The sequence below is a fragment of the Qipengyuania flava genome, assembly GCF_019448255.1.
Lineage (GTDB): Bacteria > Pseudomonadota > Alphaproteobacteria > Sphingomonadales > Sphingomonadaceae > Qipengyuania > Qipengyuania flava_A.
Genome location: NZ_CP080410.1, coordinates 1,858,252 through 1,882,756, shown reverse-complemented (window position 1 = coordinate 1,882,756; position 24,505 = coordinate 1,858,252). Strand labels below are relative to the sequence as shown.

Sequence of the window (24,505 nt, the reverse complement as noted above, 5' to 3'; positions counted from 1 at the left end):
ACCATTCGGGCCTAGTCCGGGTGAACTGGTTACAACCGTTTCGCGAGGCGGCACGACGATGGGGGCCATGCCCTTTTCAGATTTCTTCAAGGGAAAGAAGGACGAGCTTGAGAGCCAGTCCGATGCCCCAACGCGCGTTTCGCTCTCGGCCCTTGAGTCGGGCGACAAGCTCGCCATCGTGGATGAGATCGAACGCAGCGGAGCGATCGGTTTCTGGGCGACCGACACAAACGGCCGTGTCGTATACCTCAGCCCCGCCATCCTCGACAGTCTGGGAAAACCGTTTGATCGCGTGGTGGGCCAACCGCTGCAGCAATTGCTGGTTCCTGTCGAAGGCGAGGGCGATGGCCGTTCGCTGGGTCTCAAGCTGAACACTCGCAAGAGCTTTGCCAATCTCACGGTCCAGTCGGAGGACGAAGGGCACGATGTCGTGCTAAAGCTGACGGGCCGTCCGCTGCATGACGAAGATGCCAACTTCCTCGGCTTTCGGGGCAGCGCGGTCGATGTGACCGAGGAGTTCCGCAGCGAACAAGAGGCCAACCGCCTGGCCAAGTTCGATTCGCTTACAGGCCTCGCCAACCGCCACCGTATGGAGCAGCGGATCGATTCCACGCTGCACACTTTCCGGAATGCCAAGCGCAGCGCTGCGCTGATGATGCTCGATCTCGACAAGTTCAAGCAGGTCAACGACACGCTCGGCCATGCGGCTGGCGACCAGCTGCTGCAACAGGTGGCGGAGCGCCTGCGCGGTGTGATCGGTGGGCGCGGCGAAATCGGCCGCCTTGGGGGTGATGAATTCCAGGTCCTCGTCCCCGATATGGACGATCGCGGAGAGCTCGGCGAGATCGCGAAGAAGATCATCCAGATGCTCTCGCAGCCCTATTCGGTCGAGGAAGGGCGCGCGATCATCGGCTGTTCGGTTGGGATCGCGGTGGCGCCCTATGACGGGATCGAGCGAGAAGAGCTCACCCGTGCTGCCGACCTGGCGCTTTATGCCTCGAAGAACGGCGGGCGCGGCCAGTTCCGTTTCTATGCTGCCGATCTTGAGCACGAAGCGAACCTGCGCAAGCGCATGGAAGACGACCTTGCCGAAGCGATCGAGGCGGGTCACTTCACGCTCGAATACCAGCCGGTCGTGTGCCTCAAGGACAATCGGGTTGTCGCACTCGAAGCCCAGTATTGCTGGGCGGACGAGGATCGTGGCCGCGTCGCGCCCGAAACCTTCCTGCCGGTCGCGGAGGGCAGCCGCCTGATTGTGCCGATCGGCGAATGGGCGATCCGCAAGGCCTGCGAAGAAGCGCTCGGATGGCCCGAGAGCCTGCGCGTTTCGCTCCACGTCAGTCCGGTGCAGTTCGAGGCCAACGGCTTCGTCGAATGCATCGAACAGGCGCTCGAGGAAACGAGACTCGATCCCGCACGGCTCGAGCTACGCCTTCCCGAAAGCGTGCTGCTGGGCGATGCCTCCAAGGTCGACAAGGCGCTGGCCACGCTGTTCAAGCTTGGCGTCCGCCTGACGCTGGACCAGTTCGGGTCGGGCCTCTCCTCGCTTGCCTATCTGCGCCGGGCACCGCTGAGCGCGTTGCGCATCGGGGCGGATTTCTTCGAGCCGGTGATGGGCAACGACCTCGGCGACATGGAACTTGTCCGCGCCGTCATCGCGCTGTCGGGCGCCATGGGGATGGAAACCGTTGCCTCGGGCGTCCACGCACTCGACCTGATGCAAGAGTTGAAGCGCCTCGGCGTCGACCAGGTCAGCGGCTTCGTCTACTCCGAAGCGCTCACCAACGAGCAGGTGCACGAGGAACTCGCCAAGGGCGAATGGACCCTGGCGCCGACCGACACCGGAACGCAGCGCGCCACACGCCGCACGGTGTTCCGCAAGATCGGCCTCATCCACGAAGATCACTATTACGACGTCACCTTGCGCAACCTCTCGCGCTCCGGGGCCATGATCCAGGGGCTGGAGGATGTCCCGGTCGGTACCATGTTCGTGCTCGATTTCGGGCAGGGGCAGCTTGCCGTGTGCAGCGTTCGCCGCACCATGGACGACACCCAGGGTGTCGAGTTCGAGCAGGAGCTAGTCGACGACGGAGCAGGGGGCCTGTGCACCCGCCACCGCGTCAGCCCCTACGAGCTGGCCGCAGCCGGTGCGCCCCTTACGGCACTGCCGCCGGGCAAATATTCGATGGCACCGGACAGCGCGGCGAGCGGCAGCTTCGCCCAGTTCAAACTGTCGGGCAACGCACCGAGCCAAACAGGCGCCAAGGAAGCGGCCTGAGGCCTGTCGCTTTGCCTGCTGACAGGGCGTTTCAGCGCGGCTAAAGGCGCTGGGCAATGACTGACCTTTCCAAGATCCGCAATTTCTCCATCATCGCCCACATCGACCATGGCAAGTCCACGCTGGCCGACCGGCTGATCCAGTTCACTGGCGGCCTCACCGATCGCGAGATGTCCGAGCAAGTCCTTGATAACATGGACATTGAGAAGGAGCGCGGCATCACCATCAAGGCGCAGACCGTGCGCCTCAACTACACCGCCAAGGATGGCGAGACCTATGAGCTCAACCTCATGGATACGCCCGGCCACGTCGACTTCGCCTATGAGGTCTCCCGCAGCCTCGCCGCCTGCGAGGGCGCGCTGCTGGTGGTCGACGCCGCGCAGGGCGTAGAGGCCCAGACCCTCGCCAACGTCTACCAGTCGATCGAACACGACCACGAAATCGTCCCCGTCATCAACAAGATCGACCTCCCCGCCGCCGAACCCGAACGCGTGGCTGAGGAAATCGAGGAAATCGTCGGCATCGAGGCCACCGGCCCCTGGGAAGAAGGCGGCGCCGTCCTCACCAGCGCAAAATCCGGCATCGGCATCGAGGACACGCTCGAGGCGCTCGTCAAGCGCATCCCGCCCCCCACGGGCGACCGCAGCGCGCCGCTGAAGGCCATGCTCGTCGACTCCTGGTACGACCCCTACCTCGGCGTCGTCATCCTCGTGCGCGTGATCGACGGGGTCATCACCAAGGGCCAGCAGGTCAAGTTCATGCAAGGGGGCACGCAGCACCTGATCGACCGCGTCGGCTGCTTCACCCCCAAGCGCACCGATCTGCCCGAGCTCGGCCCCGGCGAAATCGGCTTCATCACCGCGCAGATCAAGGAAGTCGAACAGGCCCGCGTCGGCGACACCATCACCACGGTGAAGGCCGGGGCGAGCGAAGCGCTGCCGGGCTACAAGGAAGTCCAGCCCGTGGTCTTCTGCGGCCTCTTCCCGGTCGACGCCGCCGATTTCGAGAAACTGCGCGAAAGCATCGGCAAGCTGCGCCTCAACGATGCGAGCTTCAGCTACGAGATGGAAAGCAGCGCCGCGCTGGGCTTCGGCTTCCGCGCCGGCTTCCTCGGCCTCTTGCACCTGGAGATCATCCAGGAACGCCTCAGCCGCGAATACGACCTCGACCTCATCACCACGGCCCCGTCCGTGGTCTACCGCGTCCACCTCGCCCACACCAAGACCGAGGACGCCAAGGTCATCGACATCCACAACCCCGCCGACTGGCCCGACGTCAACCGGATCGAGGCGGTGGAGGAACCGTGGATCAAGGCGGTGATCTACACGCCCGACGAATACCTCGGCGCCATCCTCAAGCTGTGCCAGGACCGCCGCGGCATCCAGACCGACCTCACCTATGTCGGCGGCCGCGCGCAGGTGAGCTACGAGCTGCCGCTGAACGAGGTGGTGTTCGACTTCTACGACCGCCTCAAATCGATCAGCCGCGGCTACGCCAGCTTCGATTACGAGCAGATCGGCCTTCGCGAAGGCGACCTCGTGAAGATGAACATCCTCGTCAACAACGAGCCGGTCGACGCGCTCTCGCTGATCGTCCACCGCTCGGTCGCCGAAGAGCGCGGCCGCGGCATGTGCGAGCGCCTGAAGGACCTCATCCCGCGCCACCTGTTCAAGATCCCGATCCAGGCCGCGATCGGCGGCAAGATCATCGCCCGCGAAACCATCGCCGCCCTGCGCAAGGACGTCACCGCCAAATGCTACGGAGGCGACATCACGCGCAAGAAAAAGCTGTTGGAAAAGCAGAAGAAGGGCAAGGCCCGGATGCGCGAGTACGGGAACGTGAGCATTCCGCAGGAGGCGTTTATCGCGGCGCTGCGGATGGGGGAGGAGTAGCCCTCATCCTTGCGATGCGCGAGCGCCCGTAGGGCGGCCTGTCCCCGCGGAAGCGGGGAGTAATGTGAGCATCCCGCAACGCGCGTTTATCGCAGCGCCTCTAATGTGGGTGAATTGAAATGAGTCGAACCCGAAAGGGTCACTTACAGGTAGGTGGGGAAAGAGTCTCGGAACAGATTGCGAACGTCGATTGATCCGATATGGATGAGATTAGGCTAGACCGGTTGAATTCTTTGCTACGATTCAGCTGGTTCAAGAGGGTTGAAAAGAGAAGCAAATGTCTGTGAGTGCCAGTTCTGACCGATCTAAACCCTCTGAGAGTGCGAATCCAGTTTCTAAATTGGATCTGATCACTTCGCTTGGCCGATTCCAATCTGTTTCAGCTGAGAAGCTGAGAGGTGGCTTCTACACCCCCGGAATTGTTACAGAATGGCTTTGTCATTGGGCGATCTCTTCTTCTGGTGATCAAGTGCTCGAGCCAAGCTGTGGCGATGGTCAATTTCTAGTATCTGCAGTTAGACGTCTAATTGAATTGGGTGCGTCCCCGCTAGATCTCGAGCGGCAAATTACAGGGGTCGAAGTAAATCCAGAAGAAGCACAGAAGGCTATGGCTAGGATACTCGTCGATGGAGTGAGCCAGCCCCAGAATGTGGTGCGAACGACAGATTTTTTTGCTTGGCATGCCAAGAGTCCAGAAAACAAATCCTTTGATGCCGTTGTCGGCAATCCTCCTTTCATAAGATACCAAAATTTCCCTCCCAAGTCACGCGACAGAGCAATGTCGCTGCTCGGGAATGCTGGTTTAAAACCAAATAAGTTGACAAATATATGGGTGCCGTTTGTCGTCGCGTGTATCGATTTGTTGAAGCCGGGAGGCCGGCTTGCGATGGTCATTCCAGCGGAGTTGCTTCAGGTAACATATGCCGGGCAATTGCGCCGTTACCTCACCGAAGCCTTTGAGAAGACAACTATTATTTCCTGTAACGAGTTGTTCTTTAAGGATGCCGAACAAGAGGTTTTGCTTCTATTAGCTTCTGGTCGAAGGAAACACATTTCCGCAGACGTTGAGGGTAAAGTTGGGCTCGTACAAAAGAAGACCTTAGAAAGCATTGTTGGTTCAGATTCTTCCAGCCTCATAAAGACTGTCGAATTTAAGTCAGTGTGTAACGATAGTGAGAAATGGTTGAAATACTTTCTCTCTAATTCAGACATTGAGTTCATGCGCGAACTTCGCCAGTCTAGCGTTGCAACATCGATGGCTCAATTCGGTTCTGTCGAGGTGGGGGTTGTTACAGGCAAAAATCGGTGGTTCGTCGTTGATGAAGCTACGGTTCAGGAATTTGACCTAGAGGAGTATGTTCGTCCGGCAATTGGTCGATCGGTACATCTGCAAGGTGCGATTCTGGATAGCCCCGATTGGGCGGCGCTTTCAGAGTCTGGTGCGAAGGTGCATCTCCTCGACTTTTCCCTTCGGCCAGATGGGAAGATAAATGAAGGGCTTCGCCGTTATATAACGATGGCTGAACAGAAACATTGGCATCAAGGATACAAATGCCGAATTAGGGAGCCTTGGTATCAAGTCCCCAGCTTATGGGTGCCGGACGGTTTCGTGTTTCGACAGATTTATGATTTTCCCAAGATGTCACTTAATCGGTCTAGGGCGATACCGACTGATACAATTCATCGGCTTAGGGTCGATGGGTGTGAGCCCGCCGATTTAATTGCTTCGGCGTACACGTATTTGACTGGAGCGTCTGCCGAAATCGAGGGTCGCTCGTATGGTGGTGGCGTGTTGGAGTTGGAGCCATCGGAAGCACGTAGATTACTCGTGCCTTCAAAGTTGCAACTGGCCCTGCCAGTTGAACAAATAGATCAATCTCTCAAGCAAAAGAAACTTGATGCGGTTTTGGAAGAAAATTCTCACCTTGTTCTGCGGGAAGGTCTGGGTCTCTCAACCGGTGAAATTAGGAAATTGAAGGCTATTTGGACTCAATTGAGGGAGAGAAGAAATACTCGAAGAGGCGTATCCTCCAATTAGTCGTTGTGAGGCGGCAAGCTCCGATATCGGTCGGAATACGCGGCATATATACGTTCGTGCATATTCTCTATTCTTAGTCTCGTATCGCTAGGAGGAAAGTTCGGGTCGATCTGACCAGAACTTGGATCCCAAATCACTAGGGATATAGCCTCTGCTAGATGGTGTTGATCAAGTTCGTTTTCGCGCGAACCTAGTCTATCTAGCGTCCGTATAATTGCAGTTTCTTGATTCTTTTTCAGAGCTGGACGAGGAAGAGCTATGATGAAAGCAACAACACAATAAGGGAATCTTGTGTGAACCGTAGACGCCTCCGTGGCCAAGTCGTTGACCATATTTTGCCAATTTTTGCCTATGCTCTTTTCGTCATTTAAAGTTTTGCTATCATAGACGATTCTAGGACCATCTGGGCGATAAGCGGCATCGTAGTTCTGAGGCCGTATACCGCCAACAACTCTGGTGGTCCCTACCTCAACAACATCAGGTGCTGGTGGTAAAAGTGAATTGGAGAATGGTTTAGCCGTTTTATTGCCTAGCATATTCGCTAGAGCGAGACCAAAAGCTTCATCGAATATATAACCGAAATCCATTCCTTGTTTTTTGTCGAAACGATTTGCCTTCTTTACGGAAGGCTGACCGTTTTGCTTGGCAGAGGCTTTAGTGATCGAACCAGTAGTGCCAAGCCATAAACTTCCCCAGTTTTTCAAGCTATTTTGTGGAAGTACGATTTGAGGCATTGGCGATAGCTTGCCCATATTTGGTTCCGTCTTGTCGCAAAGGATGAGGAGGGTTTGCCTGATCTGCTATGCCAACACGGATACTTTAAGCAAGAGCTACTGGTTCACTTGCTCCAAGCTCACTCCCACCCCTCATCCTTGAGCGTCCGCCAGCGCGGGTTCTCCTCCTCGCCCTCCGGCTCCGTATCGCTGCCGCCCTTGCGCCAGCCGGGCGGGGGGAGGGTTGGCGCGGGGGGCTGGGTTGCGGCGAGGCGCTTGGCGGGGTCGATGTAGTCGGGGTGCTCCGGGTCGTCCCAGCGGGAGTAGCCTTGCGCCTCGTCCTCCGCCTCCAGCCTGCGGAATTCGTCATAGGCCGCGCGGGTGCGGGGGCTCATGGCGCTCATGGACCGGTCGTGCATCTTCTGCAGCTTCTCGTTGAGCGCGGTGATCACGGCCTCTTCCTCCTCCGGCGTCTGCCAGGCGGCGCGGCGCTGTTCCTCCTCCCATTCCTTGCGCCACTGTTTCTTCAGCCGCTCGGCCTCCATCTTGCCGACCGCGTTGAGGCCCTTTGCGCGCCCTTCCGCAAAGCGTTCGGGCGCGCGGTTCCTGAGCATGAACATCAGCAGGCGGTCGTTGTGGACCGTGCGCGTGCCGACGAGCTTGCCGTAGGAATAGACGGGCACCTCGACGCCGTTCAAGGCGCGGTCCATGGCGGTGTCCTCGATGCGCCGCATGCCGAGATCGACCGCGGCCTCCCACGCAGCGGCGAACTCCTCCGCGCCCGGCTGGCGGCGCAGATGGTAGGCACCGTGGGTGGAGCGTCGGACCGCGCGGCAGGCGGCGGTGACGCTGCCGGTATCAGCCAGCGCCTCGATAAAGGCCCGCTGGACCTGCGGCTTCCACCCGTTCGAACGGTCCTTCTGGCGGGGGACCGGGGTGAAGGCGGGGAGGGGAGTCCTTGTTTGCGCACCCGCATCCGCGGGCGCGATTTCCTCGCTCATGCGATCTTCGATCGCGTCGCTGCGGGCGGCCGGTCGGCCTTGCCTCGCTTCGCTCGGATGCTTGTTCTTCTGGTCCATCACAGAGCCTGAAGCAGAAAAGCACGAAGTAGGAAAATCGCTCACCAATCCGAGGCGCAGCCGAGGCAAGCGCGACTGCGCGCCCGAGCTCATGCGAGGAAGCCAAGGCGGACGGATGTCCGCCGCCCGGCGTTTGAGGGCGCAAGCAAACACCCACACTTGCGCGGGTAGGAAAGTGCAATAGGATTGGCGCCGGGGAGGTCCATCGATGTTCGAACGCCTGCGCGCCCTGCGCGATGCGCCCGCGATTGCCGCGGGGCTGGTGGCGCTTGCGCTGGTGCTGGTGGTGCAGCTCGCCCAGCCGGGCTCGCCCGGACGCGTGGGGCTGGCGGTGTTCGACGCCTACCAGCGCGCCGCCCCGCGCGAGGTGGCGGGCGATGAACAGGTGGCGGTGGTCGATATCGACGAGGCCTCGATCGAGCGGCTCGGCCAGTGGCCCTGGCCGCGCACCGAGATGGTCACGCTGACCGAGCGGCTGGCGGCAGCGGGCGCGGCGGCGGTGGTCTTCGACATCGTCTTTTCCGAACACGACCGCACCTCGCCAACGCAATTGTCCGAGACGCTGGACCTGGGCGACCGGCTTGCCGGCCTGCCCGACCATGACGATTTGCTCGCCGAGAGCTTCACCCGCGCGCCGGTGGTGACCGCCTACTTCCTCGACCGGGGGGGCCACGGCGGCGACATCGAACCCAAGGCCAGCTTCACCCTCCACGGCTCGCTGCCAACGCGGGGTGTGAGGAGCTATGGCGGCGCGATCCAGCCGCTGCCGGTGCTAGAGGCGGCGGCGCAGGGCAATGGCTTCGTCAGCCTCGAGAGCGATGCCGACGGGATCGTGCGCCGCGCGCCGCTGGTGGCGATCCATCGCGGTGTGTTGGTGCCTTCGCTCGGGCTCGAGGCGGTCCGCGTGGCGTCCGATGGGGGCTCGCCCAACCTCCTCGCCAGCGACGGGAGCGGGGAGACGCAAGGCGCAGGCGGCGCGGCGGTCGCGGTGCGGATGGCGGGGCGCGAGATCCCGGTCAATGACGCAGGCGAGATGTGGGTGCATTTCCCTGCTGGCGAGCGCGCAGTCCTGCCCGCCTGGCAGGTCATCGAAGGCGCCTACGAGGACAGCGCGCTGGCCGAGGCGGTGGGCGGGCGGATCGTCTTCATTGGCGGCAGCGCGGCGGGCCTGCAGGACCTGGTCTCAACCCCGGTTGCGGAAAGAACGGCCGGCGTGACCGTGCACGCGGCGGCCGCCGAACAAATGCTCGCCGGCGATTTCCTCGAGCGGCCCGACTGGGCCTTCGGGCTCGAGGTCGTGCTCGTCCTGCTGCTAGGCGGCGGCCTTGCGCTCATTCTCCCGCGCCTCGGGGCGGCGCTCGGCGCGGTCGCGGCGCTTGTCGGGATAGCCATCGTCGCGGGGGGTAGCTGGGTGGCCTTCACCGAGGCAAATTACCTGCTCGACCCGACCTGGCCGGTACTGGCCCTGCTGGCGGTCTATGCCGTGCAAACGGTGGCCGTATTCTACCGCGAGGAACGCCAGCGCGCCCATATCCACGCCGCCTTCGACAAGTACCTCTCGCCGGAAATGGTCCGCCGTATCGCGTCCGACCCCGACCAGCTCGAGCTTGGGGGGGAGGAACGCGACATGAGCGTGCTGATGTGCGACATCCGCGGCTTCAGCCGCATGTCGGAGCGCTACGCCCCGCGCGAGGTCATCGACTTCCTGATCGAGTTCCTCACCCCGATGAGCGATATCCTGCTCAAGCGGCAGGCCACGCTCGACAAGTATATCGGCGATGCCATCCTCGCCTTCTGGAACGCGCCGCTCGACGATCCCGACCATCACCGCAACGCCGCGCGCGCGGCGCTCGAAATGGTCGAGATGACCAGGGAGCTCAACCGAACCATGCCCGGGCGCGACGGCGTGATCTGGCCGGGCGAGGTGGGCATCGGGATCGGGCTGAATTCTGGCCTCTGCTGCGTCGGCAACATGGGTTCGCGCCAGCGCCTGTCCTATTCGCTCATCGGCGATACGGTGAACATGGCCTCGCGCATGGAGGGCCTGACCAAGCAATACGGCGTGCCGATCGTGGCCGGCAGCGCTCTGGCGGCGGAGCTGGACGGCTTTGCCCTGCTTGAGCTCGACCGGGTGCGCGTGGTCGGGCGCGATGCTCCCGAAACGATCCATGCGCTGCTGGGCGACGAGGCACTGGCGCAGGACGAGGCGTTCATACAGTTGGCGGCCGCACACGCCGCCATGCTTGAGGCATACCGAAGCCTCGACTGGGACGCGGCGGAGCAAGCCCTCTCGCAGGCGGAAGAAAGCTACGCGGCGCTTGGCATTCCCAAGCTGCGCGAGTTGATGCTCGAACGCGTTGCCGCGCTGCGCAGCGCGCCGCCGCCATCCGGCTGGGACGGGGTTTACCAGGCAACGAGCAAATAAGCGGGCGGCCTATTGCGGGTCGTAAGGCCGGTCGTTGTCACTCTGCGTCCGGTTGTCGGGATAGTCATCCTGCGTGCGGCCGTCCGGATTGTCGCTTCCGCGGCTACCGCCGAGCAGCGAGCCAACGGCAATCGCGCCGACTACGGGCAGAAGCGCGCGGAGCAACCCGCCGCCATTGCCGCCGTCAGCCGCGCGGGCGACTTCGGGCTGGAGCTGGCCCTGTACCTCGGAAAGGCCGGGGCTCGACAGGAAGAAGGGCCCGATCGGCGGCGCACCGTTGCGCGGGATGTAGGCGGCAAGGCCCGGCTGGTCGAGCACGACGGTCTCGCCGGCAGCGGTCACTTCGGCCCGGCCGAGCGTAAGACCGCCCGCCGTCCCTGCACCGGGGCCGCGCAGGACCACCAGCGTCGCCTCGTCCTTGTCGCTGTCGACATTGCCGATGAAATCCTCGTCCTCGGCGATGTCCTCGGCTTCTTCGCCGACGAGCATGTCGAGCGCCGTCCCGCGAATACCGATACGGCCCGAAGGCGTCTGGATCTCGCCGCTGTTTTCGCCTTCTTCGCTGCCGGAGAAGAAGCGCAGCGCGCCCTTAACGAAGGTGGCGAAGAAGCTGCGGCCCTCGTTGGGGTCGTAGACAAAGCGGTCGATGCGCACGCGCGAATTGGCTCCGATGCCAAAGGTCGAGCGGTCGAGCAGCAGGATCTGCAACTGCGACTTCTTGCGCGTGTCGATCAGATCGCCCCAGGCAATACGCTGCTTGCGCTTGATCTTCACCGGCTTGGTAATCTGCTGGTTGCTCATCCGCACATCGCCGACAACGGTGGAGGCGTTGCCGATGGCGGTGCGCTGCTGGGCGGAGAGGGGCGTCGCCAGCATGCTGGTGGCAACGAGCGCGGCGACGATGGGCTTGAGGGCGCTCATGGCTGGACCTCCCCGCCGGCTTCACAGGCCGCGCGCGCATCCTGCAAGGTCTGCCGTCCGAATTCCTTTTCCTTGAGCTTGCCGATCTCGACCATCCCGCCGCGAATGTCGTCGATCCGGCACAGGTACAGCGCGTGCAGCAGTCGCCCTTCCGCCGATTTCGGATTGACCGCGAGCATGCGCTCGAGCGTCGCCAGGGCCTGGAGGTAAGCGCCCTGCGCGGCGAGCGTCTGGGCCGAGATGATGCCGGATCGTTCGTCCTGCGCGGCATCGGACAGGGCATCGAGATCTTCGAGCGTCTGCGCGCCCAGCGGCGCGGCGCCCGCGCATAGAGCCAGCCCTGCGCCAAGCGGCAGGATTTTCCTGGAAATTCTCATCAATCGACCTCCCCCCGGGGTGATGGTTCCCCCGGCTCGCGCCCAGTCTATCGCAAGCCTTCTCAAAAGACTAATCCGCTCCGGTGCGGGCAGCGATCGCTACTCGCTCAGCGCCGCTTCGATGCGCGCTTGCAGGATGGCGGCAAGGGCCTCGATACCGCTGGGCGAGGGGTGGCTGGGGTCGCGAAGTCCTCCCGCGCCCAGGTCGCGCGGCGCGTCGACGCAGGTCCATTGGCCATACTGGCGGTAGGCTTCGGGTACGAAGCCGCAATCGGTCCCGGTTTCCGGCTCGGCTGCGTAGGCGACCGTGAGCACAGGAACCTCGGCGCTCTCGTTGAACGCGGCCCAATCGGCAAGCGTATCGCGTTCGGCAACGGGAAAGGGCGGGGAGACCGAGGCCCACTTCGCGCCGAGAAACCGTCCGGCGATGACGAGGAGGCGCGGGTAGGCATTGCTGCGCGGGTGCCAGATCGGGTTCCGCCACTGGGACGGCGCGCCGAAATCCTCGCTCGTCAGCACAAAGACGATGGTGTCGGCGTTGCGGGCAAGCTGGGGCCTTTCGCGCAGGAACGCGAGCTCGTTCTGTAGCGCCCAGCTCTTGGTCGCGGCGGGCCAGACCGCCCACCCGGTTCGTGCGGCGAGCGTGTCTGCGAGCTGGGACGATTGCGGCACCGCAACCGTTCCCTGGACGATGCTGTCGCCCACAAGCAGGATATCGCGCGCGCTGCCGGGCTCGAATTCCTTCGCAGTGGGCATGCCCAGAGCGTTTACGTGCCAGTCGTTTGAAAGCAGGAACTGGCCCTTCTGGTCGGGGACAAGTTCGTAACCGGTCGTGGCGTTGGCCCGATGGAGGGGTATCTGGTACACCCACCGGGCAAATAATTCGCCGGCCAGGAGGCCGCAGGTGAGGGCAAGAACGATGATCGCAAGACGTTTCGGGATCATCTGCAAATTGCGCCTGTGTATCGGGTTGCCGCACCTTCCCAACGGCAAGGTGCACTGATTCCATGCCGCTTTACGACATAGTTCTCGGTGGATCGACCTTTGCGTTTCTCGCCCTGTTGGCGATCTACCTGCGGCATCCCGCCGCCTCGATCTTCAACCCGGCGACGGTCTATCTGGCCTTTCACGGGCTGGTTTTCGTCATCCGCCCGCTTTTCGCGCGAGTTTATGACTTCCGCAGCATCTACGCCTCGATAGGGTTCACCCCGTCGCTGGACACCAAGGTCACCACATTGCTTGCCGCCAACCTCGGGCTGTTCGTGATGGTCGGCCTGTGCATGGTCCTGTGCCCACCGCTGGAGTTCCGGCAGAGCACGGCAGAGCGACAGGGCCGCGCCAGCATGATGGTGCGCTATCTGCCGGCCTTCGCGGTCCTCTCGGGTCTTTGCCTATGGGCGCTGATCTGGCTGTGGGGCTTCAAGTCCACCGGATTGGCCATCAATGAAATGGATACGCGAACCGGCGGCCAGGGTCTTGTTGCGGCGAGCGGGTACTTTATATCGCTGACCGGTTTCCTGGTCTCGCTCGGCGCGCTGTTCGCCTATCTCAACCGCTTTCGCTGGTGGAGCTTCATTCCCTTCGCTCTCTTTGCCGTTCTGCGCCTTGGGATAGGCGGTCGCGGTGAAGTGGTTGTTGCCTGTTTCGTGCTGGCGCTGCTGTTCTTGGTCGATCGCCGCTCGCGCTGGCCCAACCTGTGGATCGTGGCCGGCCTGGTGCCCTTGTACCTCGCCTTCTCGGCGGTCGTAGCCGATCGCGGTGCGGGCGTGCGCGAAGCGCTGACGGGCGAGGCGCAGCCCGAAATCGTCTATTATTCGGAAGCCGATCTCGCGCCGCTGGAGCATATGGATTTCGGCAATCTGGAATTCTTCGAATACGTCGTGCACGTCGTCCCGGAGAGGTCGGGGACCTACGACTACTTCCTGCACAATCTGCAAATCCTGACCGAGCCGATCCCAAGAGGCTTGTGGAAAGACAAGCCCTATGGCGCGCCCATAAAGCCCGTCGACCTCTACAATTATGGCAAGCCGATCGGGATGACGATGTCGCTTCCCGGGGTGGGCTGGTTCAGCCTGGGCTATGTCGGCGTCGTTCTCTGGTCGGCCTTTTTTGCGCTGATCTATTGCGCGGCCTATCGGGCCTTCGCTTCAAGCCGCCAGACAGTGCTCGCGACCGTTACTTACGCTCTGTTCCTTGGGACGAGCATAATCGCGTTCCGTGACGGGATGATCATCACGATCCTCAAGCAGGGGCTTTTCTTCGCTATTCCCGTGGTGGCGCTTTGGCTCAGTGAGCGGTTGCTGAGGCCCCGCTCGGGGCCAGAGAGCCTGCCGCTGCCGGCCCGCGCGATGCCGGGGCAAGGGATGACTGCCCCGGCCGCGCCCACACCTGCCGAGCGACGCGCGGCGCTTGCGCGGCAGGTCCCGACGCCGGAGGGCTAGTTACGGCCGGGTCTGGCCGTCGCCGTGGACGAGGTACTTGAAGCTGCACAGCTGCTCGAGCCCGACGGGCCCGCGCGCGTGCATCTTGCCGGTCGCAATGCCGATTTCCGCGCCCATGCCGAACTCGCCGCCATCGGCGAACTGGGTGGAGGCGTTGTGCATGACGATGGCGCTGTCGATCGCGGTCATGAACGCCCGGGCGGCGTCTGCGTCCTCGGTCATGATCGCATCGGTGTGGTGGCTGGAATGCTCGTCCACCCAGGCGATGCCTTCTTCGAGCCCGTCGACCACCTTCACGCTGGCGATGGGGTCGAGGTATTCGGTGCTCCAGTCGTCTTCGCTCGCCTGCTTCAGGCGCGCATCGATCGCGACCGCTTCGGCATCGCCGCGCAGTTCGCAGTCGCCCGCCATCGCATCGGCGAATTTGGGAATGAAGGCCTCGGCAATCGCGCGGTCGACGACCACGCTTTCGGTTGCCCCGCACACGCCGGTGCGGCGCAGCTTGGCGTTGCGGATGACGGCCACGGCCTTGTCGACATCGGCCGCCGCGTGGACATAGCTGTGGCAATTGCCGTCGAGGTGGAGGAGCGTGGGCACGCTCGCCTGGTCGCGTACCAGCTCGACCAGGCCGCGCCCGCCGCGCGGGATCACGAGGTCGACGAATTCATCGGCCTTGAGCAGGGCGGCGACCGCATTGCGGTCAGTGGTCTGGACGGTCTGCACCGCGTCTTCGGGCAGGCCTGCGGCCTTGAGGCCTGCGCGCATGCAGGCGACGATGACGCGGGTCGAATGGCGGCTCTCGCTGCCTCCGCGCAGGATTACGGCGTTGCCGGACTTGAGGCACAGCGCGCTGGCGTCCGCGCCCACGTTGGGGCGGCTTTCGTAAATCATGCCGATCACGCCGATGGGCACGGCGACCCGTTCGATGCTGAGGCCGTTGGGACGCTCGAACGTCGCGAGCGTGCGGCCGACGGGATCGGGAAGCTCGGCGATCTCCTCCAGCGCTCCGGCCATGGCTTCGACACGGTCTTCCGTGAGAGCCAGGCGATCGATGAAACTGTCGGGCTTGGTGCCGCGCACGCTTTCGACATCGGCAGCGTTCGTTTCCAGCAGCTCGCCGGTACGCGCGCGCAGGGCAGAGGCCGCTTCGTGCAGCGCGGTGTTCTTGGCATCGGTCGAGGCGGCAAGCAGGCCGCGGGCAGCCTTGCGGGCGCGCTGGCCGAGCTCGTGGATATGGATCTGGGGGTCGAGGGTCTGGTCGGTCATGTAATCTCTCGTATTCGTATGGCGGGGCAGGGCGCGCGTGGGATCAGCGCAGCTCGACTGCCCTCTCATATGCGGCCTGCAATGTATCATGCAGGCGGGTGGAAAGGCCACCGTCGCCGTTGAGGGCGTCGAGGCCGGCGGCGGTGGTGCCGCCCTTGCTGGTGACGGAATTGCGGAGCGTCTCGAGATCATCGGCACCCGGAGCGCTCGCCATGGCGATCGCGCCGCCGATGGTTTCGAGCACCATGGTGCGCGCTTCCTCTTCCTCGAAACCCTGCGCCATCGCCGCTTCGGCGTAGGCGCGGGCGATCTCGAAGACGTAGCCCGGGCCCGATCCGGCAACGGCGGTAACGCGGTCGAGCTTCTCTTCGCTGTCGACCAGCACGGCGGTGCCGGCGCGGCCCATGAATCCTTCCGCGTGGGCGCGGTGCGCATCGGTCGCATGTGGCCCGGGGCACACACCGCTCACGCCGCGGCCGATGGCAGCGGGGAGGTTGGGCATGGTGCGCACGACGGGCGCGTCCCCGATGAGCTGCGAGAGGCGCGTCGCGGAATAACCTGCCGCAATCGACAGGACATAGCCGTCGGGCGCGAGATGTTCGGCATAGTCGGCCATGACCGTGTCGATCAGCTGCGGCTTCACCGCCGCGACGATGCAATCGAAGCTCTGGCCGGTGATCGCGGCGCGGTCTTTCACCAGCGTCACGCCATCGGGAACGTCGCTGCCAGCCGGGTCAACGACGGTAATCGCTTCGGGCCCCTTGACCCATTGCGACAATAAAGCGGAACCCATCTTTCCGCATCCAACAATACAGATAGTCTTTATGATGACTAAAATCCGTTTCCGAGCCATTTGGCTCAACTAAAAACTTATTCCTACTTTCCTATAGTACCGTTGATAGCCGATTACTGTACTTCATTATTTGTGAATTCAGCGCTCGTCTTTCGTTAACGATATTATCAAGATTTGCTGTTGTGCAGTGCACCATGGTTATCTATATTAATTTCCAGATATTTCAAGGCTAAGCAATTTTAGAGCATATGACCCAGAAGCGAAACATCGTCGTCAAGATCGGTTCGGCCCTCCTCGCCAACCAGCAACTCCTCACGCCCCGCTACGGTTTCCTGCAGCGGCTGATGGAAGATATCGCACAGCTGCGCGCGGAGGGCACGAATGTAATTCTTTGCTCCTCCGGCTCCGTGGCTTTGGGCCTGCGCCTCATCGGCGAAACGCCCGAAAGCGCCGGCGTGTCGGACAAGCAGGCCGCCGCTGCCTGCGGGATGCCCCTGCTGCTCAACGCCTATAAGCAGGTCGGGCACGAATTCGGTTTCGAGATCGCGCAGATCCTGCTGACGCTGGGGGATTTCGAGGACCACCGGCGCTTCCTCAACACGCGCAACACGGTCCATCGCCTGCTGGAGGCGGACGTGGTTCCCATCGTCAACGAGAACGACACGATCACGACCGAGGAAATCCGCGTCGGCGACAACGACCGGCTGGCGGCCAAGGTCGCCCAGATGGTGGGCGCAGACGACCTGGTGATCCTGACCGGCGTCGATGGCCTCTACGATCGCAATCCCGACGATCCGGACGCGCAATTCGTGCCCGAGGTCGAGGATGTGAGCCTCTACATGGACGCCACAAAGGGCAAGAGCACGCTGGGCACCGGCGGCATGGGCACCAAGCTGCAGGCCGCAAACATGGCGCAGGAAGCGGGCGTCACCACCTGGATTGCGCAGGGCGAGGTTGATCGCCCCGTCTCCCACGTGCTGGACGGAACCCGCCGCGCTACCCGTATCATCCCGCATCCAAACCCCCTGTCAGGCTGGGACAGCTGGATTGCCAACCGCCTGCAGATGGCCGGCAGCGTTGTCGTGACCGAGGCGTTCGAGGATTCGCTCGACGGCAAGCAGCCCATCCGCCGCGAGCACATTGCGTCCATGGCGGGCGATTTCACCCGCGGCGACGTACTGCACATCTATGACAGCAAGGGCGTCGAACGCGCCCGCGGCCTCAGCGACTTCACCTCGGAGGAACTGCGCGTGCTGATCAACAATCCCGATACGCCGGCCGAGCAATTGCTGGGCTATCGCACCAAGGGCGAGATCATCCGCGGCGCGAACCTCGTGCTGCTGGAAACCCGCCACCTGTTGTGGGATGCGCCCGAAGAGATCGTCTGCGCGGCCTGAACAATGCGCGGGCAGGGCGGTTTAGACGTTCGCGTTGCCCGCGCTCATGGTTGTCGAGACCGTGTTCATCGTGGTCGAGAGCTCGTTGCCGAGCGCCTGGAGCGAGACGATGGCCGCAATGGCGATGAGGGCCACGATCAGGCCGTATTCGATCGCGGTCGCACCACGCTCGTCTTTCCAGATATGTGCCAGGCGTTTCATCGGCCCCTCGCGTCAACATTCCCCAATTCGGGAAGCTCCATCTGGCACGCTCCGTCTTAGCGCGCCCTGCATGGACGCGGTTACCCGAAATTAACCATGGCGGGCCGGCAGGCACGGGGGACAGACCGTCGAACTTCACTTGGCGTTCATCGGGCGGCTGGTTATAGGCTGCTTCCCATGACGACCCAGAACCGTTCCACGAGCAAACTTCTTCTCGGCGCCGCGCTTGCGGGTGCGACCCTCCTGACCGCTGGCTGCGCGGGGCGCAGCGATGGTCCGCGGGACACCGCCTATGTCGCGCGCGACGTGGAAACGCTTTACTGGGAAGCCAAGCGTCGCCTCGATCGCGGGCAGGCCCCGCTTGCTGCGGCGCTGTTCGACGAGGTCGAGCGCCAGCACCCCTATTCGCCCTGGGCCCGCCGCGCACAGCTGATGAGCGCGTTCAGCTATTACGTCGCGCAGGATTACAATAAGGCGATCCAGTCGTCGCAGCGTTTCCTGCAGATCCACCCGGGTAACAAGGACGCGCCTTACGCCTTCTACCTGATCGCGCTCAGCTATTACGAGCAGATCAGCGATGTGCAGCGCGACCAGAAGATCACCGACCAGGCGCTGACCGCGCTGAACGAGATCAATCGCCGTTTCCCGAACAGCGATTACGCCACCGATGCGCGGCTCAAGATCGACCTCGTGCGCGATCACCTTGCGGGCAAGGAAATGGAAATCGGGCGTCATTACGAACGTTCGGGCAAGTGGATCGCAGCGCAGATCCGCTTCCAGAACGTGGTCGACAATTACCAGACCACCAGCCACGCACCCGAAGCCCTGTACCGCCTGACCGAGACAAGCCTGGCGCTCGGCATTCCCGAAGAAGCGGTGAAATACGCGGCCGTTCTCGGCGCCAATTACCCCGGTTCGGAATGGTACGACAAGGCGTACGAGCTGGTGCAGGACCACGCGGCGGGCGTAACACCGAGCTGATTTCGGTAGCACCTGCAGGAACTTGCAGGCTTTTTCTCTAAGTTGCCTTAAGTCTAGCCGTGTGGCGCCTGAGATGCCGCGCGTATCTCGACGTGGGACGCTGCCCGTGAAAACACGCCCGGGGGGATGATTCCGAGGCGCTTAGGGCGCAGTCTCCGGTGTGTGCGACGACTCATCCCTCTCGCGGCGCTCCTCGGTGTGCTGGCCGCGCCCCTGGCGGCGGGCGATACCTCCCGGGCGCCATCGACCGAGGGGAACCCCGATGCGCGCAGCGGGGAACCCATCGTCGTCATCGGACAGGACATGCGCGGAAGTGTCGATTTCGACGGACCGCCGCTCGTCGAATTCGACCAGGCGCAAATCGCCGCGTTTGCCGCCGCCGATATTGCCGAGCTCCTCAGGCTGCTCGATGGCGAGGCGCGCAGTGGCAGCAACGGACCGCTGGTGCTCGTCAATGGCAAGCGGGTGGCGAGCCTGTCGAGCATCGACACCTTTCCGGCCGAGGCGCTGCGCCGGATCGAAATCCTGCCCGAAGAGGTAGCCCAACGCTACGGCTTCGCAGGCGATCGCAAAGTCCTCAACCTCATCCTTCGCGAGAGTTTCGGGGCCCTGACCACGGAAGGGTGGCTGGGTGCGTCAATCGAGGGGGGCAGGGGCACCTACCGCGCCGATCTCGGCTATTCGAGCATCGCCGGCTCGCAGCGCTGGAACATCTCGGGCCGGTACACGCGCCGCGATTCGCTGACCGAGGCGCAGCGCGACCTGCCGGGCCGGGAGGCGGCGTTCCGCACGCTGCTGCCCGCCAGCGAGCGTGTCCGGCTCAATCTGACCTGGGCGACCGAGACCGAAGGCGGGACCGCATTCGATCTCACCACCACGCTGGTGCAGCGCGACAGCGCCGCGCGCTCGGGCAGGGTCGGTCCGCCATCGAACCCGCGCGCGCTCGAACGCTCCGCGCGAAGCCGCTCTGTCAGCCTTGCCGGCAGCGCCAGCGGCGTGATCGGATCGTGGACCTGGTTCGCGCGCGCCGGCATCGACCATTTCGATGATCGCTCGCGTTTCGAGCGCGTTTCTGGCGGGCGCGTGGTGGGCGAGCGGTCGCGCGACGAGACGACGCTTGCCGAAGCGGAGATCACGCTCAGCGGCGATGTGGTCGAACTGCCCGCGGGCGGCCTCTACGCCGATGTCGGGCTGACGGCTTCGTATGAGCGCACCGCTGGCAGCAGCAGCCTTGCGGCGGGGCGCCTGGCCGAATCCCGCCGGACCTTCGGCGGCGAGCTGGGCCTTTCGATCCCGCTGCTGGGCGGTGCGGTTGATCCGGGCCTTGGCGCGCTTTCCGGCGAGCTGCGCTACGGCCTGTCCGATCCGTCGGATTATGCGCCGGTGGACATCCTCTCGGCCGGTTTCACCTGGCGGCCGGCCCAGACGCTGCGGCTGCGCGCCCTGTGGTCGCGCGAGGAAAGCGCGCCAGGCGTCTCCGACCTCGCCGCGCCGCTGACGGTGACGCCCAACGTGCGTGTCTATGATTTCCTCACCGGGCAGACGGTCGACGCGGACCGGCTCGACGGCGGCAATCCCGCACTGCTGCCTTCGGTCGCGCGCCGCTTCACCGCGTCGCTTTCGATATCGCCCCTGTTCGTGCCTGACCTGCGTTTCGAAGCGAGTTACCGCCGGTCTCGCGGGCGCAACGCGAGCGGGAACGTGTCGCTTGCAAGCGAGGAATTCGCGGCCGCCTATCCGGCCCGTTTCGTGCGGGATGCCAATGGGCAATTGCTGCTGATCGATGCGCGGCCGGTGAACTTCTTCCGCAGGGACAGGGATGGCCTTTCCTGGTCGCTCAATTTCTCGCGCACCTATCGCCCGCCCTCGAGCGGAGACGAGGACATCGATGCCGTGACCGGCAAGTTTCGCCGCGGGCGCGGGGGTGGGGCGCTGCTGCTCGGCCTCTCGCACACCATAGCTCTGACGGACCGCTTGCAGGCGTTCCGAACATCGCCGGTGATCGACTATCTCGGTGGCAGCGCGGGCGCCAATCCGCGCCACCGCCTCTCTGGCGACGCGACCTGGCGGCGCGGCGGCATCGGCGGCACGCTGGAGGCGCAGTGGGAGAGTGCAGTCACGGTGCGCGATGCTGTGCAAAGCGACGGGACGCGCGGACCGCTGCGATACCCTTCGCTCGCCAAGTTCAACCTCAAGGCCTTCGTTGACCTTGGCGAGCGCCTTCCGCCCGAGCCCCGCTATCGCTGGGCCGAGGGGCTGCGGGTGAGCCTCGAGGTCGACAATCTCTTCAACACGCGGCGAAGGGTGCGCGATGCCAGCGGAGGCACGCCTCGGGCGTTGTTGCCTGCCTATCTCGATCCCGAGGGCAGGGCGGTTCGCCTGCGCATCCGCAAGCTGTTCTGACGGCCACGAAAAAGGCCCGCGCGGATCGCTCCGCGCGGGCCTCTGCTGGTCGGGCTATCCTCAGCGCAGATAGACGCGATAGGGACCGTCGTCTTCGGAGCGGCACTCGAAACGATCGAGCATGTCGCGCTGGAAGTCCGAGGCCTTCTGGTCCTGGCGGAAGGGAACGCGCTCTTCCGGATTCTTGCGCTGGCGATTGATTTCGGCGCTCAGCGCTGACTGGCACTGGCCGCGGTTCTTGAATCCGTCCGGATTGTTCTGGTTCACCTGACCACCCGGACCATTGCCTTGCGGGTGGCTCGCCATCGCGGCACCGGGAATCACCAGGGCTGCCGCAACCGCGGCACAAATCAGCTTTTTCATGATGTCTCTCTCCATCTGAACATCGGGTCCTGTCAGGCAGGACCGTTTGGGTCGATGCGACCGCAGGCCGGGTCTTACCCGTAGCCATCCCTGTTCATGAGCGCCCGAGTTGCGGCCTGGTCTCTCCCCGCCAGGCTTCGCAATCATGAAGCGTTAACCATCTAGCACGCTGATTTTCCGGAGTCGAACACAGGGCCCAAACTGTTGCAAAGTGACACGCTTTGTGGCGGCCGGTGGTCCGGCGACTCGCCCCCTCGGGGACCGCATCCGAAAATTTTTTCGGTATTGCTTGAAACCGGATCGATCCTGTCGCATTTAGTCAATGCGGACCGGGCCCCTCTGGCGCCTGCCTGAACTGGCAAGCGTGATGTCGGACCGTATCGGATTAGCCGATGCGCTGGCGGGCCCTTTCCCCCTCCCCAAAGCCAGCCTGACAGCCGCATCGGCTATCCGATCACCCAAACGCCTCTCGCAAGGAGACCTAGGATGACGGCCCGAATGTTTCGACTGACCCAGATCCACCAGCGGATCGACGAGCGCTTGCGCCTCGAACGGCGCAAGCGGCGCCCCGATGCGGGCGAACTCTTCCGCCTTGCGCGCCTCAAGCAGCGCGCCAAGCGTGCGCTCGCGCGGCTGTCGCCCGCACCTGCGCTCGCCTGACGCTGCCTATCGCCTCCCCCCGGCTGCGGAAGGCCTGTCCCGACCCCCGCCTTCCGCAGCCCCCCTTTTCGAACCGTTCCGGAGCCCATCATGGTCAAGGCCATTGCGCCCATGCTGCGCGACTTCCTGCAGAAGGAAAGCGCCGGCGGCATCACGCTGATTGTAGCCGCCATTCTCGCCCTTATCGTCGCCAACAGCCCGCTGCTTGACCAGTACAACGCCCTCCTGGGCGTGCCGGTCGTGGCGGGCATTGGCGGTTTCGTGATCGACAAGCCGCTGCTGCTGTGGATCAACGATGGCCTGATGGCGGTGTTCTTCTTCCTCGTCGGCCTTGAGGTGAAGCGCGAGGTGCTGGAAGGCCAGTTGTCGAGCTGGGACAAGGCCTCCCTCCCGCTGGTCGCGGCCGTGGGCGGTATGGCGATCCCGGCGATCGTCTATCTCTCGATAAACGCCGGCGAGCCCGCCAACGCGGCGGGCTGGGCCATTCCGGCCGCTACCGACATTGCCTTTGCGTTGGGCATCCTGATGCTGCTCGGCCCGCGCGTGCCGGTCGCGCTCAAGGCGTTGCTGCTGGCCATTGCGGTGATCGACGACATCGGCGCGATTGCCATCATCGCGGTCTTTTACACCGGCAACATCGACCTCGGCATGCTGGGGGCGGGCGCGATCGTGCTTGTCCTGCTCGGCCTGACCGGTCGCCTCAGGATCGCATCGTCGATCCCCTATGTCCTGCTCTCGATCCTGATGTGGGCCTTCATCCTCAAGTCAGGCGTCCACGCGACGCTGGCCGGTGTCGCAGCGGCCATGTGCGTGCCGCTGACTGCGCGCGGTGCCTCGCGTCCGCTCGAGCGCATGGAGCATGCGCTGCATCCTTGGGTGGCATTCCTCGTCATCCCGATCTTCGGCTTCGCCAACGCCGGCGTGACGTTGATCGGCCTGTCGCCCTCCGCCGTTCTCGACCCGCTGCCGCTCGGCATCGCGCTGGGCCTGCTGATCGGCAAGCAGGTCGGCATCTTCGGCTTTGCCTGGGTCGCGGTGAAAACCGGGCTCGCCAAGCTGCCTGAGGACGTCAACTGGCGGCAGATCCATGCGCTCAGCCTGCTCGCTGCTATCGGCTTCACCATGAGCCTGTTCATCGGCAACCTTGCCTTCGCCGACCCGGCGCAGGTGGATGCGGTGAAGCTGGGCGTACTGTCGGGTTCAACCATCGCGGCACTTGCCGGTTACGTCCTGCTGCGGATGGCGCTACCGGACCCTGCCACGCCGACGGAAACCAATAAGGAAACTGCATGACCCTCACTGTGCTGCTCGTGGTCGCCGGGCTCGTCGCCCTGCTGGCCGGAGGAGAAGTGCTCGTTCGCGGTGCCGTCGGCCTTGCCGAGCGCGCCGGAGTGACCCCGCTCGTCATTGGCCTCGTGATCGTGGGCTTCGGCACCTCGACGCCCGAGTTGGTGACGAGCGTGGAGGCGGCGCTTGCCGGCTCGCCCGAGATCGCATGGGGCAACGTGGTTGGATCGAACATCGCCAACACGCTGCTGGTGCTGGGCGCGGCGGCCCTGTTCACGCCGATCATCGTGGGCCGCGGGGCCGTGCTGCGCGACACCGGCGTCGCGACGCTCGCCGCGCTGCTCTTTGCAGGTCTGGCCGTGGCCGCACTCGGCACGATCTGGATCGGCGCGGCCATGCTCCTCGCGCTGTTTGTCTACCTCGGCTATTGCTACTTCGAGGAACGCAACCGCGCGCCCAAAGCCCAGCACAACGCGGCCTACGACCGGTCCGAAGCGCTCGAGATGAGCGATGCGGGCCTGCACCCGCCGCGCAACGGTTGGGGCAAGCCCATCCTGCTGACGCTGGCGGGTTTCGCCCTGTTGATCGTGGGCGGGCAGATGTTGGTTTCGGGCGCGATCGACCTCGCGCGGCTGTTCGGCGTGAGCGAGACGCTGATCGGCCTCACCATCGTCGCCATCGGCACCTCCATGCCCGAACTGGTCACCTCGCTGGTCGCTGCGCGCAAGGGCGAACCGGAGGTCGCCTATGGCAATGTGGTGGGATCGAACATCTACAACATCCTCGGCATTGGCGGGGTCACGATGATGTTTGCGCCAGGCGGCATTCCGCAGTCGCTCCTGCCGTTCGATATCGGCGTGATGACCGCGGCGATGATCGGGGTGTTCGTGCTTGTCTATGCGGTTGGCAAGGTCGGCCGTGCAGCCGGTGCGGTGCTGCTAGCCGGTTACGCGGTCTTCATGACCATGGCGGTGCTGCAGGGCTGAAGCC

Annotated in this window: 20 protein-coding genes; 11 read left to right on the top strand and 9 right to left on the bottom strand. The window is 63.6% G+C overall.

All coding sequences use genetic code 11. The features are described 5' to 3' along the window. Positions 1-67 precede the first annotated feature (67 nt). The 3 genes from KUV82_RS09265 (at position 68) to KUV82_RS09255 (ending at position 6,208) form a co-directional block, all read left to right on the top strand. On the top strand, positions 68-2,278 hold the full coding sequence (locus KUV82_RS09265) for a putative bifunctional diguanylate cyclase/phosphodiesterase (RefSeq protein ID WP_258319706.1): 2,211 nt from the start codon (positions 68-70) through the stop codon (positions 2,276-2,278). A 56-nt stretch (positions 2,279-2,334) separates the two neighbouring features. Continuing rightward, positions 2,335-4,170 (top strand): translation elongation factor 4, encoded by a 1,836-nt coding sequence (gene lepA / locus KUV82_RS09260; protein ID WP_219954009.1) that lies wholly within the window; start codon positions 2,335-2,337, stop codon positions 4,168-4,170. A 277-nt stretch (positions 4,171-4,447) separates the two neighbouring features. After that, the gene (locus tag KUV82_RS09255; RefSeq protein WP_219954008.1) at positions 4,448-6,208 is read left to right on the top strand and encodes an HsdM family class I SAM-dependent methyltransferase; all 1,761 of its coding nucleotides are present in this window, start codon (positions 4,448-4,450) and stop codon (positions 6,206-6,208) included. On the opposite strand, the gene KUV82_RS09250 is transcribed toward KUV82_RS09255, so the two are convergent. Continuing rightward, positions 6,205-6,960 carry a hypothetical protein gene (locus KUV82_RS09250; protein ID WP_219954007.1) on the bottom strand — a complete coding sequence of 252 codons (756 nt, stop codon included), beginning with the start codon at positions 6,958-6,960 and terminating at the stop codon, positions 6,205-6,207. The two genes, KUV82_RS09255 and KUV82_RS09250, sit on opposite strands and share 4 nt — an antisense overlap. Before the next feature lie 101 nt (positions 6,961-7,061). After that, positions 7,062-8,000: a hypothetical protein gene (locus tag KUV82_RS09245; protein WP_258319705.1), complete on the bottom strand. Its 939-nt coding sequence runs from the start codon at positions 7,998-8,000 to the stop codon at positions 7,062-7,064. A gap of 208 nt (positions 8,001-8,208) precedes the next feature. On the opposite strand from KUV82_RS09245, the gene KUV82_RS09240 reads away from it, so the two are divergent. After that, on the top strand, positions 8,209-10,425 hold the full coding sequence (locus tag KUV82_RS09240) for a CHASE2 domain-containing protein (RefSeq protein ID WP_219954006.1): 2,217 nt from the start codon (positions 8,209-8,211) through the stop codon (positions 10,423-10,425). A 9-nt stretch (positions 10,426-10,434) separates the two neighbouring features. Here the strand turns inward: KUV82_RS09240 and KUV82_RS09235 are convergent, their stop codons facing one another. The 3 genes from KUV82_RS09235 to KUV82_RS09225 form a co-directional block, all read right to left on the bottom strand. After that, positions 10,435-11,346, bottom strand: a complete 912-nt coding sequence (locus tag KUV82_RS09235) for a FecR family protein (RefSeq protein ID WP_219954005.1) — start codon at positions 11,344-11,346, stop codon at positions 10,435-10,437. Continuing rightward, complete coding sequence (locus KUV82_RS09230; RefSeq protein ID WP_219954004.1) at positions 11,343-11,723, bottom strand: hypothetical protein; 381 nt, start codon at positions 11,721-11,723, stop codon at positions 11,343-11,345. Before KUV82_RS09230 ends, KUV82_RS09235 begins: the two co-directional genes overlap by 4 nt. Before the next feature lie 99 nt (positions 11,724-11,822). Further along, positions 11,823-12,668 (bottom strand): hypothetical protein, encoded by an 846-nt coding sequence (locus KUV82_RS09225; RefSeq protein WP_219954003.1) that lies wholly within the window; start codon positions 12,666-12,668, stop codon positions 11,823-11,825. Positions 12,669-12,730: 62 nt separating this feature from the next. Between KUV82_RS09225 and KUV82_RS09220 the strand changes: the two genes are divergently transcribed. Further along, the gene (locus tag KUV82_RS09220; RefSeq protein WP_219954002.1) at positions 12,731-14,164 is read left to right on the top strand and encodes an O-antigen polymerase; all 1,434 of its coding nucleotides are present in this window, start codon (positions 12,731-12,733) and stop codon (positions 14,162-14,164) included. On the opposite strand, the gene KUV82_RS09215 is transcribed toward KUV82_RS09220, so the two are convergent. Both KUV82_RS09215 and KUV82_RS09210 read right to left on the bottom strand, forming a co-directional pair. Then, positions 14,165-15,430, bottom strand: a complete 1,266-nt coding sequence (locus KUV82_RS09215) for a glutamate-5-semialdehyde dehydrogenase (protein ID WP_219954001.1) — start codon at positions 15,428-15,430, stop codon at positions 14,165-14,167. It abuts the gene before it with no gap. Between the two features lie 43 nt (positions 15,431-15,473). After that, a complete protein-coding gene (locus KUV82_RS09210; protein WP_258319704.1) occupies positions 15,474-16,223 on the bottom strand; it encodes a pyrroline-5-carboxylate reductase family protein in 750 nt (249 codons plus the stop codon). Positions 16,224-16,471: 248 nt separating this feature from the next. On the opposite strand from KUV82_RS09210, the gene proB reads away from it, so the two are divergent. Next, complete coding sequence (gene proB, locus KUV82_RS09205; RefSeq protein ID WP_219953999.1) at positions 16,472-17,620, top strand: glutamate 5-kinase; 1,149 nt, start codon at positions 16,472-16,474, stop codon at positions 17,618-17,620. A 21-nt stretch (positions 17,621-17,641) separates the two neighbouring features. On the opposite strand, the gene KUV82_RS09200 is transcribed toward proB, so the two are convergent. Beyond that, complete coding sequence (locus tag KUV82_RS09200; RefSeq protein ID WP_219953998.1) at positions 17,642-17,821, bottom strand: Flp family type IVb pilin; 180 nt, start codon at positions 17,819-17,821, stop codon at positions 17,642-17,644. Positions 17,822-17,998: 177 nt separating this feature from the next. Here KUV82_RS09200 and KUV82_RS09195 point away from each other — a divergent pair, with 177 nt between their 5' ends. Then, positions 17,999-18,802 carry an outer membrane protein assembly factor BamD gene (locus KUV82_RS09195; protein ID WP_219953997.1) on the top strand — a complete coding sequence of 268 codons (804 nt, stop codon included), beginning with the start codon at positions 17,999-18,001 and terminating at the stop codon, positions 18,800-18,802. Positions 18,803-18,964: 162 nt separating this feature from the next. Further along, positions 18,965-21,205: a TonB-dependent receptor gene (locus KUV82_RS09190; protein WP_219953996.1), complete on the top strand. Its 2,241-nt coding sequence runs from the start codon at positions 18,965-18,967 to the stop codon at positions 21,203-21,205. Between the two features lie 60 nt (positions 21,206-21,265). Here KUV82_RS09190 and KUV82_RS09185 read toward each other — a convergent pair whose 3' ends face one another. Continuing rightward, positions 21,266-21,568 (bottom strand): hypothetical protein, encoded by a 303-nt coding sequence (locus KUV82_RS09185; RefSeq protein ID WP_219953995.1) that lies wholly within the window; start codon positions 21,566-21,568, stop codon positions 21,266-21,268. Positions 21,569-22,066: 498 nt separating this feature from the next. On the opposite strand from KUV82_RS09185, the gene KUV82_RS09180 reads away from it, so the two are divergent. From KUV82_RS09180 to KUV82_RS09170, 3 genes are all read left to right on the top strand, one after another. Next, entirely contained in the window at positions 22,067-22,228 is a 162-nt protein-coding gene (locus KUV82_RS09180) for a hypothetical protein (protein WP_219953994.1), read from the top strand. Between the two features lie 90 nt (positions 22,229-22,318). Beyond that, entirely contained in the window at positions 22,319-23,521 is a 1,203-nt protein-coding gene (gene nhaA / locus KUV82_RS09175) for a Na+/H+ antiporter NhaA (protein ID WP_219953993.1), read from the top strand. Continuing rightward, positions 23,518-24,501 (top strand): calcium/sodium antiporter, encoded by a 984-nt coding sequence (locus KUV82_RS09170; RefSeq protein ID WP_219953992.1) that lies wholly within the window; start codon positions 23,518-23,520, stop codon positions 24,499-24,501. Before nhaA ends, KUV82_RS09170 begins: the two co-directional genes overlap by 4 nt. Positions 24,502-24,505 lie beyond the last annotated feature (4 nt).